Raw genomic sequence first — 14,634 nt, 5'->3', positions numbered from 1 at the left:
ATAAAGTGGATAAACACTGGGGTAATCCCTAATATCACCCCATCGGCCTTGTTCGCCACCACTGATTACCAATGTCCCAGGAGGGATGCATCATGACCAGCTTCGTTCACGTTGAGCAACCTACCGTCCACCCCGGCGTCCGTCGCGCCGAGGTCCTGTTCGGCCAGATCCAGGCCGCACGCGCAGGCGCCAATGGCGCCCGCCCGCTGATCGCCCTGTTGATCGTCGCCATCGCGGCGGCCGTCCTTGTGGTGACCGAGTCGCTCGTTTCCAACTGGAACGACGGCGGCCTGCTTGCTGCCTGGACGGTGTTCTGCATTGCAGCCATCGCCTTGTTCGCGCTGTTCGCCGGCTCGGTCCGCCAGAGCAGCCTCGCCGCCGCGTGGCGCGCAGCTGCCGAACGCCGTGCCGCGGCGCGTGCCGACGCCCGCTTCCTCGCCACCGCTCAAAGCGACCCGCGCGTGATGCAGGAACTGCAGGCCGCCATGTGGCGCCAGCAATCGGAAGGCACCGTGCCCGCAGCCGAAGCCGCCAAGATCGATGCACTGGCCCGCATGAGCGCCCGCTCGCAGGAAGTGCGCATGCCCACGCTGTACGAAGCGATGCGCCGCATGAACAGTTCGCGCTACTACTAAGCAGCAGCGATTCGCCAATAAAGAAAGCCGCCTTCGGGCGGCTTTCTTTATTTATGAGGGGAGGCGCACGGCCGCTGCGCAAAAAGTGCGAAAGAGTAGACAGAGTCTCAAAATCTGTCATATACTCGTGGGCTTCGCTGCTGAATGCCTCCTGGTGTTCAGGTCTTGCAGGTTCTTAGGGGCTTGTTGGACGGAGTGAAGAAAAGTCTTCGAAAAAGTTGACGCGGTTTGAAAAAACAGTGCATAATCGAAGGCTTCGCTGAAACGAACTGCTTCAGCGACTTGCGATGAAAGTTGCGGGTTGCGAAAAAAGTTGGCGGATGTAAAAAGCCAAAATAGTTTGGTTGATTTGAAAAAATCGTGCTAGACTGCAAGGCTTCGCTGAAATGACTTCGGCGGCTGACAATGAAAGTTGTGAGCTGCGAATAATGAAGAAATGAAAAGCGAAAAAAGTTTGGCGATTCTTTAAAAATCGTGCTAGACTACAAGGCTTCGCTGATCGCAGCAAGCAAACGAAGTAAACGACAAGTTGCTTCGGTGATCGTTAAAAAATTACAGCCGATAAGCGTGGGCGTTTGAAGGTAATTGCACAAGTTCTTCGGAACAAGTCGCAAGACTTAAAACGCTCATGAGAATAGAAGTGAAGTTCACTTCAATTCCGTTTTTGTGAGTTTTGCTCCATCGCGAGATGGGGCGCAAAAATCAAGATCGAACTATAGAGTTTGATCCTGGCTCAGATTGAACGCTGGCGGCATGCCTTACACATGCAAGTCGAACGGCAGCGCGGGAGCAATCCTGGCGGCGAGTGGCGAACGGGTGAGTAATACATCGGAACGTGCCCAATCGTGGGGGATAACGCAGCGAAAGCTGTGCTAATACCGCATACGATCTACGGATGAAAGCAGGGGATCGCAAGACCTTGCGCGAATGGAGCGGCCGATGGCAGATTAGGTAGTTGGTGAGGTAAAGGCTCACCAAGCCTTCGATCTGTAGCTGGTCTGAGAGGACGACCAGCCACACTGGGACTGAGACACGGCCCAGACTCCTACGGGAGGCAGCAGTGGGGAATTTTGGACAATGGGCGCAAGCCTGATCCAGCCATGCCGCGTGCAGGATGAAGGCCTTCGGGTTGTAAACTGCTTTTGTACGGAACGAAACGGCTCTTTCTAATAAAGAGGGCTAATGACGGTACCGTAAGAATAAGCACCGGCTAACTACGTGCCAGCAGCCGCGGTAATACGTAGGGTGCAAGCGTTAATCGGAATTACTGGGCGTAAAGCGTGCGCAGGCGGTGATGTAAGACAGTTGTGAAATCCCCGGGCTCAACCTGGGAACTGCATCTGTGACTGCATTGCTGGAGTACGGCAGAGGGGGATGGAATTCCGCGTGTAGCAGTGAAATGCGTAGATATGCGGAGGAACACCGATGGCGAAGGCAATCCCCTGGGCCTGTACTGACGCTCATGCACGAAAGCGTGGGGAGCAAACAGGATTAGATACCCTGGTAGTCCACGCCCTAAACGATGTCAACTGGTTGTTGGGTCTTCACTGACTCAGTAACGAAGCTAACGCGTGAAGTTGACCGCCTGGGGAGTACGGCCGCAAGGTTGAAACTCAAAGGAATTGACGGGGACCCGCACAAGCGGTGGATGATGTGGTTTAATTCGATGCAACGCGAAAAACCTTACCCACCTTTGACATGTACGGAATTTGCCAGAGATGGCTTAGTGCTCGAAAGAGAGCCGTAACACAGGTGCTGCATGGCTGTCGTCAGCTCGTGTCGTGAGATGTTGGGTTAAGTCCCGCAACGAGCGCAACCCTTGTCATTAGTTGCTACATTCAGTTGGGCACTCTAATGAGACTGCCGGTGACAAACCGGAGGAAGGTGGGGATGACGTCAAGTCCTCATGGCCCTTATAGGTGGGGCTACACACGTCATACAATGGCTGGTACAAAGGGTTGCCAACCCGCGAGGGGGAGCTAATCCCATAAAACCAGTCGTAGTCCGGATCGCAGTCTGCAACTCGACTGCGTGAAGTCGGAATCGCTAGTAATCGTGGATCAGAATGTCACGGTGAATACGTTCCCGGGTCTTGTACACACCGCCCGTCACACCATGGGAGCGGGTTCTGCCAGAAGTAGTTAGCTTAACCGCAAGGAGGGCGATTACCACGGCAGGGTTCGTGACTGGGGTGAAGTCGTAACAAGGTAGCCGTATCGGAAGGTGCGGCTGGATCACCTCCTTTCTGGAAACAGGCAATTTAATTTAAACGCCCACACTTATCGGTTGTTGGAAGAAGTCGAGATCGTCAAGGTCATCGATATGGGTCTGTAGCTCAGCTGGTTAGAGCACCGTCTTGATAAGGCGGGGGTCGTTGGTTCGAGCCCAACTAGACCCACCAAATCTTCTGATATCTCGTGTGAGAGTTGAGGGGGATTAGCTCAGCTGGGAGAGCACCTGCTTTGCAAGCAGGGGGTCGTCGGTTCGATCCCGTCATCCTCCACCAACAACTCGATGCTTACTCAACACCAAAGCGGCTTCCTGCGAAAGCATGAGGCTTCTTTGTTGTTGATCAGGATCTCTTGATCAATCGGCTGTTCTTTAAAAATTCATAGAGTCGAATCAGCGCTGCTGATGGAAACCGCACATTCGTAAAGGTTTAGTGCGGACCGTGCCATCAGCAGCAAGAATTTTTGATTGCGTCAAAAGAAACTTCAATTTCGAATCAAATCGATTTTTGAAGACGGCATAACGCGTCAGGTGAAAGACCTGGCAATTCCTTGATTGGCTTTGGTTTCCGTGAGGAAACGTCAAAGTTATAGGGTCAAGTGAATAAGAGCACGTGGTGGATGCCTTGGCAATGATAGGCGACGAAGGACGTGATAGCCTGCGATAAGCTTCGGGGAGCTGGCAAATTAGCTTTGATCCGGAGATTTCCGAATGGGGAAACCCACCGAAAGGTATCGTTATCTGAATACATAGGGTAACGAGGCGAACCGGGTGAACTGAAACATCTCAGTAGCTCGAGGAAAAGACATCAACCGAGATTCCGAAAGTAGTGGCGAGCGAAATCGGAGAAGCCTGTTAGTGATAGCACAAGACATAACGGAACAGCTTGGAAAGGCTGGCCATAGCGGGTGATAGCCCCGTACGTGAAATGACCTGTGTGGTACTGAGCTAACGACAAGTAGGGCGGGACACGAGAAATCCTGTCTGAATATGGGGGGACCATCCTCCAAGGCTAAATACTCATCATTGACCGATAGTGAACTAGTACCGTGAGGGAAAGGCGAAAAGAACCCCGGGAGGGGAGTGAAATAGATCCTGAAACCGCGTGCTTACAAAAAGTAGGAGCCCGCAAGGGTGACTGCGTACCTTTTGTATAATGGGTCAGCGACTTACATTCAGTGGCAAGGTTAACCGAATAGGGAAGCCGTAGAGAAATCGAGTCCGAATAGGGCGATCAGTCGCTGGGTGTAGACCCGAAACCAAGTGATCTATCCATGGCCAGGATGAAGGTGCCGTAACAGGTACTGGAGGTCCGAACCGACTAGTGTTGCAAAACTAGCGGATGAGCTGTGGATAGGGGTGAAAGGCTAAACAAACTTGGAAATAGCTGGTTCTCTCCGAAAACTATTTAGGTAGTGCCTCAAGTATTACCTTCGGGGGTAGAGCACTGTTTTGGCTAGGGGGTCATGGCGACTTACCAAACCAAGGCAAACTCCGAATACCGAAGAGTACAGCTTGGGAGACAGAGCACCGGGTGCTAACGTCCGGACTCAAGAGGGAAACAACCCAGACCGCCAGCTAAGGTCCCTAAAATTGGCTAAGTGGGAAACGAAGTGGGAAGGCTAAAACAGTCAGGATGTTGGCTTAGAAGCAGCCATCATTTAAAGAAAGCGTAATAGCTCACTGATCGAGTCGTCCTGCGCGGAAGATGTAACGGGGCTAAGCCAGTTACCGAAGCTGCGGATTTGCAATTTATTGCAAGTGGTAGGAGAGCGTTCTGTAAGCCTGTGAAGGTGCGTTGTAAAGCGTGCTGGAGGTATCAGAAGTGCGAATGCTGACATGAGTAGCGTTAAAGGGGGTGAAAAGCCCCCTCGCCGTAAGCGCAAGGTTTTCTACGCAACGTTCATCGGCGTAGAGTGAGTCGGCCCCTAAGGCGAGGCAGAGATGCGTAGCTGATGGGAAACAGGTCAATATTCCTGTACCGATTGTTAGTGCGATGTGGGGACGGATCTTAATAGGTCATCCGGGTGTTGGATATCCCGGTTTAGATGGATGTAGGCGTGCATTAGGCAAATCCGGTGCACATATACCGAGGCCATCGATCGAGCCAGCTTGCTGGTGAAGTGATTGAACGAGGTTCCAGGAAAAGCCACTAAGCTTCAGCTAACAACGACCGTACCGCAAACCGACACTGGTGCGCGAGATGAGTATTCTAAGGCGCTTGAGAGAACTCAGGAGAAGGAACTCGGCAAATTGACACCGTAACTTCGGAAGAAGGTGTGCCCTATTAGTGTGAAGTGAACAACGGAGCATGAACGGGTTGCAAAAAATCGGTGGCTGCGACTGTTTATTAAAAACACAGCACTCTGCAAACACGAAAGTGGACGTATAGGGTGTGACGCCTGCCCGGTGCTGGAAGATTAAATGATGGGGTGCAAGCTCTTGATTGAAGTCCCAGTAAACGGCGGCCGTAACTATAACGGTCCTAAGGTAGCGAAATTCCTTGTCGGGTAAGTTCCGACCTGCACGAATGGCGTAACGATGGCCACACTGTCTCCTCCTGAGACTCAGCGAAGTTGAAATGTTTGTGATGATGCAATCTCCCCGCGGAAAGACGGAAAGACCCCATGAACCTTTACTGTAGCTTTGTATTGGACTTTGAACAGATCTGTGTAGGATAGGTGGGAGGCTTTGAAGCAGGGTCGCTAGATCTTGTGGAGCCAACGTTGAAATACCACCCTGGTGTGTTTGAGGTTCTAACCTAGGTCCATTATCTGGATCGGGGACAGTGCATGGTAGGCAGTTTGACTGGGGCGGTCTCCTCCCAAAGCGTAACGGAGGAGTTCGAAGGTACGCTAGTTACGGTCGGACATCGTGACGATAGTGCAATGGCATAAGCGTGCTTAACTGCGAGACTGACAAGTCGAGCAGATGCGAAAGCAGGACATAGTGATCCGGTGGTTCTGTATGGAAGGGCCATCGCTCAACGGATAAAAGGTACTCTGGGGATAACAGGCTGATACCGCCCAAGAGTTCATATCGACGGCGGTGTTTGGCACCTCGATGTCGGCTCATCTCATCCTGGGGCTGTAGCCGGTCCCAAGGGTATGGCTGTTCGCCATTTAAAGAGGTACGTGAGCTGGGTTTAAAACGTCGTGAGACAGTTTGGTCCCTATCTTCCGTGGGCGCTGCAGATTTGAGGAAGCCTGCTCCTAGTACGAGAGGACCGGAGTGGACACACCTCTGGTGTATCGGTTGTCACGCCAGTGGCATTGCCGAGTAGCTAAGTGTGGAAGAGATAACCGCTGAAAGCATCTAAGCGGGAAACTCGTTTCAAGATGAGATCTGCCGGGGCCTTGAGCCCCCTGAAGAGTCGTTCAAGACCAGGACGTTGATAGGTCAGGTGTGGAAGCGCAGTAATGCGTTAAGCTAACTGATACTAATTGCTCGTGCGGCTTGACCCTATAACTTTGATCAGTCAGATCAAGGTGTTATGCCAAGTTGACGCATTCAAAACAATTCGCCAAAACTGATTCCAAACTCTATGAATTCGTCTGATTGATCATGTGATCAGCCAGACAACCCTTTATGCCTGATGACCATAGCGAGTTGGTCCCACTCCTTCCCATCCCGAACAGGACAGTGAAACGACTCAGCGCCGATGATAGTGCGGGTTCCCGTGTGAAAGTAGGTCATCGTCAGGCTCTTACAGCCCCAAAAACCCCCGGTCCATCGCGATCGGGGGTTTTTGCTTTGTTGCACAGCACAAACAAGAAAAAACGCCAGGAGACGGCCTAAGACAGGCTACATAGCGACTACGAGAGCTGAATTACTCGCGGCGCTAACTGCCCAACCCCGCAGCCAGCCGACTTGGTAGCCTATGCCGCTCTGCTGAGAAGTGCGCACAAATAAAAAAGCCCGATGGATTTCCATCGGGCCTTTGCTTTTTTGGAAGCAGCTTGCTATCAAGCAGCCAAGCGCTGCTCAATCGCAGCCTTGGTCTCCGGAAGCTCCTTCGGGAGATGATGCTCAAGCTGCTTGAACAGCTCCGCATGCAGCTTCAACTCGGCTTGCCATGCGGCTTTGTCGATACTCGTCACAGTAGCGAATTGCTCCGCGCTGAAATTCAAGCCAGTCCAGTTCAGATCCTCATAGCGCGGACTCACGCCGGTGATGTGATCCACGCCTTCGGTCTTGTTACCTTCGACACGATCGATCATCCACTTCAGCACACGCATGTTCTCGCCATAGCCTGGCCAGACGAACTTGCCATCAGCTCCCTTGCGGAACCAGTTGGTCGTGTAGATCTTCGGCAACTTCGCGCCAGCAGCTTCCAGCTTCTTGCCCAGATCGAGCCAATGCTGGAAGTAGTCGCTCATGTTGTAGCCCATGAACGGCAGCATCGCGAACGGGTCGCGGCGCACCACGCCTTGCTGGCCGGCTGCTGCAGCGGTGGTCTCCGAACCCATGGTCGCTGCCATGTAGACACCCTCGACCCAGTTGCGTGCCTCGGTCACCAGCGGCACGGTGGTCGACCGGCGGCCACCGAAGATGAACGCGTCGATCGCCACACCCTTCGGATCGTCCCAGGCATCGTCCAGCGCGGGGTTGTTCGTCGCGGCCACGGTGAAACGCGAGTTCGGGTGCGCAGCCTTGGCGCCGGTTTCCTTCGCGATCTGCGGGGTCCAGTCCTTGCCTTGCCAGTCGGTGAGATGCCCGGGCAGCGTCTTGGTGTCCTGCTCCATGCCTTCCCACCACACGTCGCCATCATCGGTGAGTGCCACATTCGTGAAGATCACGTCGTGGTGCAGGCTGTCCATGCAGTTCGGATTGGTCAGCATGTTGGTGCCGGGCGCCACGCCGAAATAACCAGCTTCCGGGTTGATCGCATAGAGGCGACCGTCCTTGCCGGGCTTGATCCAGGCGATGTCGTCGCCGATGGTCGTAACCTTCCAGCCTTCGAAGCCCGCAGGCGGCACCAGCATCGAGAAATTCGTCTTGCCGCAGGCGCTGGGGAAAGCCGCCGCCACGTGGTATTTCTTGCCCTCGGGACTCGTCACGCCGAGGATGAGCATGTGCTCGGCCAGCCAGCCTTCATCGCGGCCCATGTTGGAGGCGATGCGCAGCGCGAAACACTTCTTGCCCAGCAGCGCGTTGCCGCCGTAGCCCGAGCCGTAGCTCCAGATCTCGCGCGTCTCGGGGTAGTGAACGATGTACTTGGTCTTGTTGCACGGCCAGGACACGTCCTTCTGGCCAAGCTCGAGCGGTGCACCCACGGTATGCACGCAGGGCACGAACTCGCCGTCGGCGCCCAGCACGTTGTAAACGGCCTTGCCCATGCGGGTCATGATGCGCATGTTGACCACCACGTAGGGCGAGTCGGAAAGCTCGATGCCGATGTGCGCGATCGGCGAACCCAGAGGGCCCATGCTGAACGGCACGACGTACATCGTGCGGCCCTTCATGCAGCCGTCGAACAGCGGCTGCAGGGTCGCGCGCATCTCGGCGGGAGCCATCCAGTTGTTGGTGGGGCCGGCGTTTTCCTTCTGCTCGGAGCAAATGTAGGTGCGGTCTTCCACGCGCGCAACGTCGCTCGGGTCGGACACCGCGAGGAAGGAATTGGGCCGCTTGGCGGGGTTGAGCTTCTTGAAGGTGCCGGCGTCGACCAGTTGCTGGCACAGGCGGTCGTACTCTTCCTTGCTTCCGTCGCACCAGTGGATGGCTTCGGGTTTGCACAGCGCGGCCATGTCGGCCACCCAGGCAATCAGTTTCGCGTTCTTGACGTATGAGGGCGCCTGAATGGTGAGGCCCTTCATCGTGGGTGCGTTCATCGGAAAATCTCCTAAGTTGAAAAATCGTCTTTCCGAACGGGACGCCGCGCCAGCTCAGGCACGGAGGTCCGTTTGAGAAAACGTTTCGCTTCGGGAGATTGCGTCAGCGCGGGCCGCACCGCCCGCGGACAAAGGCGCTAACGCCTGTCAGCGTCAGGCCATGTAGACGGCGATGGATGCCAGCAGCAGCATCAGCACGCCGCCAGCCAGCGGAAGCACCAGCGGCATCAGGTGAACGACCGACTCGACAGCGTCATGTTCGACGGCCGCGCTGTGGCTCGGCTCGACGGGAGTGGGATTGGACATCGGGAAATTCCTCGAATACGCAATTGACAAACTGATGGCATTTTACCGGCGGGCCGTCCGGAGCCGTTCTAGGGGGATGCGAGCCCCCAAACAGCGCCTTGCGGGCTTGATCTTGCAGCTCAATGCTGCTCTTCGGCCTCGAAGCCGGCGTCCTTCAGCGCGGACAGCACGCTGGCCAGGTGGGCCCGTCCGCGGGTCTGCAGGACCAGCTCGACATCGACATTCTGCGCCGCCAGCATGGTGAAGGCGCGTTGGTGATGAACCTCGTCGACGTTAGCGCCCGCTTCGGCCACAGTGGCCGTGATGTGGGCCAGCGAGCCCGGCACGTCGCGTGCGCTCACCCGGATGCGCGCCAGCCGCCCCGCCCGAACCATGCCGCGCTCGATGATGGCCGCCAGCAGCAGCGGATCGATGTTGCCACCCGACAGCACCAGACCCACGCGCTTGCCCCGGAAGCGCTCGGGGTGCCGTATCAACGCCGCCAGTCCGGCGGCACCCGCACCCTCGACCAGGGTCTTTTCGATCTCCAGCAGCATCAGCACGCCCTGCTCGATATCGCCTTCATCCACCAGCAGCAGGTCGTCGACCTTGCTCCCGATGATCTGCTGCGTCAGCACACCGGGTGTACCGACCGCGATGCCTTCGGCGATGGTGCTCGAGCCCTGCGCATGGTGGGTACCCTTGACGGCGTTGACCATCGCCGGAAAGCGCGTGGTCTGCACGCCGACGATCTCGATGTCCGGCTTGCGTTCGCGCGCGGCTACTGCCATGCCCGCGATCAGCCCGCCGCCACCGACCGACACCACCAGCGCGTCGAGATTGGAAACGGCGTCGAGCATCTCCAGCGCCACGGTGCCCTGGCCGGCGATGATCGCTTCGTCGTCGTAGGGATGCACGAAGGTCAGCCCCTCGCGCTGCGCAAGCTCGAAAGCATGGGTGCGCGCCGCTTCCAGCGTGTCGCCGTGCAGCACCACCTCGGCGCCGAAGCCGCGCGTGCGTTCGATCTTCACGCCGGGCGTGAAGCGCGGCATCACGATCAGCGCCCGAAGCCCGAGGCGTTGCGCGTGATAGGCCACACCCTGCGCATGGTTGCCGGCAGACATGGCGATCACTCCGCGTGTACCGTTCTCGGAAAGATCCACCAGCTTGTTGCATGCCCCCCGCTCCTTGAACGAGGATGTGAACTGCAGGTTCTCGAATTTCAGGAACACCTGAGCGCCGACGATTTCCGAAAGGGTGCGCGACTCCACGCACGGCGTGTTGAGCACCTGCCCCTGGAGCCGCGCCGCGGCGCGTTCGATTTCCTGGATTCCGACCATGGCGCGCATTGTGGCTGGAATCGCACCCATCAGGGTTTTTCCCGTTTCACGGTCTTCCCGAAGCCAAAAGTCTGCGTTATGGTCTCTCCGAAATTGTCCTCGTTGGAGGTTGCCTGATGGTCAAGCGTGCGGGTGTCGATGTCGTGGCTGCTGCGGTACGCGGGCAGGCATTGCCGTCGCCCGGACTCAAGGAGGCACCGGTGCTCGAGCTCATGTGCTCGCACTTCGTGCTCACGCTCGCAGCCAAGCAGGGGCCGCGCTTCAACGTGCGGCGCGATATCAACGGGCTGCTCTCGCTCACCGGGCGGCATCTCGTGTGGCCTGCCGCGGTACTGCAGCGGCTGCGCGAATTCCTCGGCCGACGCTGTGCCGGCAACGAAGCCTGGAAGGGCGTCGAAGACTTCGATGGCCGCACGCTGCTGGAGCGTCACGGCGTGTGGCGCGGCCCGTACGAGGAAGGCACGCTCTTCTTCTATCTCGACGAATACGCGAAGGACCAGCCCAAGGACCTGCTTTCGGTGCTGGCCGTCACGCGCGACTGGCTCACGCACGCGCTGCGCAAGCAATCGACGCTGGTCGAGAAGAACATCGACGCGCTCGCGGGCCTGCTGCAGCTCAACAAGGCCGAGCGTGCGCTGCTGCTGTACGGCACGCTCGCGCGCTACCAGCGCGACCTGCGCTCGCTGCTGGTCGAGTTCAAGGTCAACAACGCGCCCGAGGCCTATGCCGCCATCGCCGACATCGCCGGCGTGAACGCGAGCGACGTGGGCGAGGCACTGCGCGCCGGTTCGCGGCTCGAGCGCATCGGGCTCGTCGAGAACCTCATCTCCGAGCACAACATCACCGACCTCGCCGACCTCATGAAGGTCAGCGAGAAGCTGCCGCCGGTGCTCATGCGCGAGTACCGCGACCACAACGAGCTGATGGCCGTGTTCACGCGTCCCTCGGCCAAGAGCGCGCTTACGCCGCAGGACTTCTCCTTCGTGCAGGAGGACGCGCAGATGCTCGTCACACTGCTGCGTGCCGCCGTCGCGCGCAAGGAGCCGGGCGTCAATGTGCTGCTCTACGGCCCGCCAGGCACCGGAAAGACCGAGCTCGCGAAGGTCGTGGCGCAGGCCGCCGGGCTCGAGCTCTTCGAAGTCGAGTACGCGGACCGCGACGGCAACTCGCTCAGCGGCCGCGACCGCTACCGCTCTCTGCAGATCGCGCAGGTGTTCCTCAAGGGCAGCGCACAGGCGGCGCTGCTGTTCGACGAGGTCGAGGACGTGTTCCCGCCCATCAGCACCGAGGCCGCGCAGTTCATGGCGCGCGCCGAGCAGATTCCCGCGCCCACCAGCGGCAGCGTGAGCGGCAAGGCCTGGGTCAACCAGATCCTGGAGGCCAATCCGGTGCCCACGCTGTGGGTCACCAACCGCATCGAGCAGATCGACCCGGCCTTCCGCCGGCGCTTCGCCTATCACCTCGAGCTCAAGTCGCCGCCGCCCGGCGCGCGCGAGCAGCTCGTGAAGAAGACGCTCGAAGGCGTGGTCGTGTCCGAAGCCTTCACCGCCAAGCTCGCGGAACGCAAGGGCCTCACGCCCGCGCAGATCCGTACGGCGGTGCGCTTCGCCGGACTGGCCGGCGCCGAAGGCGCCTCGATGGAAGCGCTCATCGAACGCCAGCTGCGCAATGCCGACCTCGCGCTCGGCACCGCCGATGCCGCGCGCGGCGAACGCCGCAGCGTCACCACCTACGACCTCGACATGCTCAACGTCGAGACCCGCTTCGAGATCCCGCGCATCGTCGAGGCGCTGAAGGCGCGCGGCCACGGCACGCTGTGCTTCTACGGCGCGCCGGGCACCGGCAAGACGGCGCTGGCCGAGCACATCGCCCGCTCGATCGGCCGCCCGCTCATCGTGAAGCAGGCCAGCGACCTCATGAGCAAGTACGTCGGCGAAACCGAGCAGAACATGGCCGCCATGTTCCGCGAGGCCGAGACCGAAAAGGCGGTGCTGCTGCTCGACGAGGCCGACAGCTTCCTGCAGGACCGGCGCGGCGCGCAGCGCACCTACGAGGTCACCGAGGTCAACGAGATGCTGCAGGGCATGGAGCGCTTCAACGGCGTCTTCGTCTGCACCACCAACCTGCTCGACCGGCTCGACCAGGCGGCGCTGCGGCGCTTCACCTTCAAGATCAAGTTCATGCCGCTCACCGCGGCGCAGCGCGAGCGCATGTTCGTCACCGAGGCGCTCGCGGGCGACGCCGAGCTCATGACGGCTGCCATGCGTTCGCGCCTCGCAGCGCTGGGGCAGCTGTGCCCGGGCGATTTCGCGGCGGTGAAAAGGCAGACCGATATCCTGGCCACGGAGTTCTCCGCGAGCGAGTTCCTGGACCAGCTCGAAGCCGAGCACCGCATCAAGCCCGAAGTGCGCGAATCGCGCGGCATGGGCTTCGTGCAGTAGCTCAGGCTCCAGCGGCAAGCCGAAGGCGCGGGCGGCCGTCGCCGCGCAGAACGAAAACATCCGCCCGCCATCGCGGGCACGAGGAGGAGCGCATGGTGGGATCTCGCAAGGTCGACGACGCGCGGCGGCTGCCGCTTCCAGGTGCATGGGCTGCCGCCGGCGCGGCGCTCGCTGCCGCGTTCCTTCTGGCGGGCTGCGGTGGCGGAGGAGGAGGGGGCGGCGGCGGTGGCTTGCCGGTCGGCCTGATCCCCGGCGCCACGACACCACCGGCAACAACTCCCCCGAGCAGCGGCGACGGCATCGTCGCCTCGGCCACCGTCGCGGGACTGTGCGCATCGCCGCGCAGCGGCATCAACCCGGACACCAATGCGGCCTACCCCGACCGCGGCGGCACGCTCGACAATGAAAAAAGCTGGGTGCGCGGCTGGATCGACGAAACCTACCTCTGGTACGGCGAAGTGCCCACCACCCTCAAGGCCGCCGACTACGCCACGCCCATCACCTGGTTCAACGTGCTCAAGACGACGGCCACCACGCCCTCGGGCCGCGCCAAGGACCGCTTCCATTTCACTTACGACACCGAGGTGTACCGCCAGCTCACGCAGGGCGGCGTCTCCGCCGGCTACGGCATGGAGACGGCCGCTATACGCAGCTCGCCGCCGCGCGACATCCGCATCGCCTTCGTCGAGCCGAACTCGCCCGCCACCAATGCTGGCCTGCTGCGCGGCGCGAAGATCCTCACCATCGACGGCATCAACGTCGTCAGCAGCACCGGCACGGCCAACGTCAACGCGATCAACGGGGCGCTTTCGCCCAAGGCCATCGGCGAATCGCACACCTTCACCTTCGAGGTGAACGGCGTCGCGCAGTCGCCGGTGCAGCTGACGGCCGCGAAGATCACCAGCACGCCGGTGCAGAACGTGCAGGTCATCGACACCGGCAGCGGCCGCGTGGGCTATCTGCTGTTCAACGACCACATCACCACGTCCGAGACCCAGCTCATCAATGCGGTGAACACCTTCAAGCAGGGCGCCGGCATCCAGGACCTGGTGCTCGACATGCGCTACAACGGCGGCGGCCAGTTGCTCATCGCCAGCCGGCTGGCCTACATGATCGCGTCGCCGTCGGTGACCGCCGGCAAGACCTTCGAGCAGCTGGTCTTCAACGACAAGAACCCGTTCCACCTCACGGTCGCGCAGACGCTCACGCCCTTCACTGCCACCAGCCGCAGCGGCCAGGCGCTGCCCACGCTGGGCCTCTCGCGCGTGACCGTGCTCACCGGTCCCGACACCTGCTCGGCGAGCGAGTCGGTCGTCAACAGCCTGCGCGGCGTGGGCGTCACCGTCAATCTCGTCGGCGGCACCACCTGCGGCAAGCCCTATGGCTTCTATCCACAGGACAACTGCGGCACCACCTACTTCGCGATCCAGTTCAAGGGGGTGAACCAGAAGGGCGAGGGCGACTACGGCGACGGCATGGTGCCCAATGCCGGCTGTGTCGTGGCCGACGACTTCAATCACCAGCTCGGCGACAAGGCCGAGGCGCGGCTCGCTGCCGCACTCGCGCTGCGCAGCTCGGGCTCCTGTTCCGTCTCCGCCAAGACGACCGTGCAGGGCCTGGAGAAGGCGACCGAGCCTGAAGCGGAGCAGCCCTATCTGCGAGGCCGCTCGCCGCTGCGCGAGAACCGCCTGGTCGGCGTGCCCGATCCGGCCTGAGACACCGCGCCGCCCGAGCAGTTCTGAGCGCTGCCAGGGCCTCCTTCGGCTCGCGGAAAACCCCTAGCGCTGGCGCTTGCCACCCCCGTCGCTCGCGCCGTAGAGTGGGTGAAACGTTTGCGCAAAGCTTTGCGCAAACGTTTGTATCTCGGAGCGGC

At 59.6% G+C, this 14,634-nt stretch carries 6 protein-coding genes, 2 tRNA genes and 3 rRNA genes; 8 read left to right on the top strand and 3 right to left on the bottom strand.

Features of this window, described 5'->3' with window-relative positions:
- The first annotated feature begins 92 nt into the window (after positions 1-92).
- The 6 genes from ACAM57_RS31015 (at position 93) to rrf (ending at position 6,568) form a co-directional block, all read left to right on the top strand.
- Positions 93-635 carry a hypothetical protein gene (locus tag ACAM57_RS31015; protein ID WP_369660090.1) on the top strand — a complete coding sequence of 181 codons (543 nt, stop codon included), beginning with the start codon at positions 93-95 and terminating at the stop codon, positions 633-635.
- A 710-nt stretch (positions 636-1,345) separates the two neighbouring features.
- Positions 1,346-2,880 (top strand): 16S ribosomal RNA (locus ACAM57_RS31010).
- Positions 2,881-2,959: 79 nt separating this feature from the next.
- Positions 2,960-3,036, top strand: a tRNA-Ile gene (locus ACAM57_RS31005).
- Between the two features lie 29 nt (positions 3,037-3,065).
- Positions 3,066-3,141, top strand: a tRNA-Ala gene (locus ACAM57_RS31000).
- A gap of 316 nt (positions 3,142-3,457) precedes the next feature.
- Positions 3,458-6,328, top strand: a 23S ribosomal RNA gene (locus ACAM57_RS30995).
- Positions 6,329-6,455: 127 nt separating this feature from the next.
- Positions 6,456-6,568: ribosomal RNA gene (rrf, locus tag ACAM57_RS30990) — 5S ribosomal RNA — on the top strand.
- The 16S, 23S and 5S rRNA genes sit together here with 2 tRNA genes alongside, the layout of an rRNA operon.
- Positions 6,569-6,829: 261 nt before the next feature.
- Here rrf and ACAM57_RS30985 read toward each other — a convergent pair.
- The 3 genes from ACAM57_RS30985 to ACAM57_RS30975 form a co-directional block, all read right to left on the bottom strand.
- Positions 6,830-8,695 carry a phosphoenolpyruvate carboxykinase (GTP) gene (locus ACAM57_RS30985; protein WP_369660089.1) on the bottom strand — a complete coding sequence of 622 codons (1,866 nt, stop codon included), beginning with the start codon at positions 8,693-8,695 and terminating at the stop codon, positions 6,830-6,832.
- A gap of 153 nt (positions 8,696-8,848) precedes the next feature.
- Positions 8,849-9,001 (bottom strand): hypothetical protein, encoded by a 153-nt coding sequence (locus ACAM57_RS30980; protein ID WP_165909630.1) that lies wholly within the window; start codon positions 8,999-9,001, stop codon positions 8,849-8,851.
- 119 nt (positions 9,002-9,120) lie between these two features.
- Positions 9,121-10,320 (bottom strand): threonine ammonia-lyase, encoded by a 1,200-nt coding sequence (locus ACAM57_RS30975; RefSeq protein WP_369660088.1) that lies wholly within the window; start codon positions 10,318-10,320, stop codon positions 9,121-9,123.
- Positions 10,321-10,436: 116 nt separating this feature from the next.
- Between ACAM57_RS30975 and ACAM57_RS30970 the strand changes: the two genes are divergently transcribed.
- Positions 10,437-12,761: an ATP-binding protein gene (locus tag ACAM57_RS30970; RefSeq protein ID WP_369660087.1), complete on the top strand. Its 2,325-nt coding sequence runs from the start codon at positions 10,437-10,439 to the stop codon at positions 12,759-12,761.
- Between the two features lie 92 nt (positions 12,762-12,853).
- Positions 12,854-14,476 carry a S41 family peptidase gene (locus ACAM57_RS30965; RefSeq protein WP_369660086.1) on the top strand — a complete coding sequence of 541 codons (1,623 nt, stop codon included), beginning with the start codon at positions 12,854-12,856 and terminating at the stop codon, positions 14,474-14,476.
- The last annotated feature ends 158 nt before the right edge of the window (positions 14,477-14,634 follow it).

Source organism: Variovorax sp. V15, from assembly GCF_041154425.1.
In the GTDB taxonomy this organism is placed as follows: domain Bacteria; phylum Pseudomonadota; class Gammaproteobacteria; order Burkholderiales; family Burkholderiaceae_C; genus Variovorax; species Variovorax guangxiensis.
The sequence above is the reverse complement of the archived record's forward strand: the minus strand, read 5'-3'. Positions and strand labels throughout refer to the sequence as shown.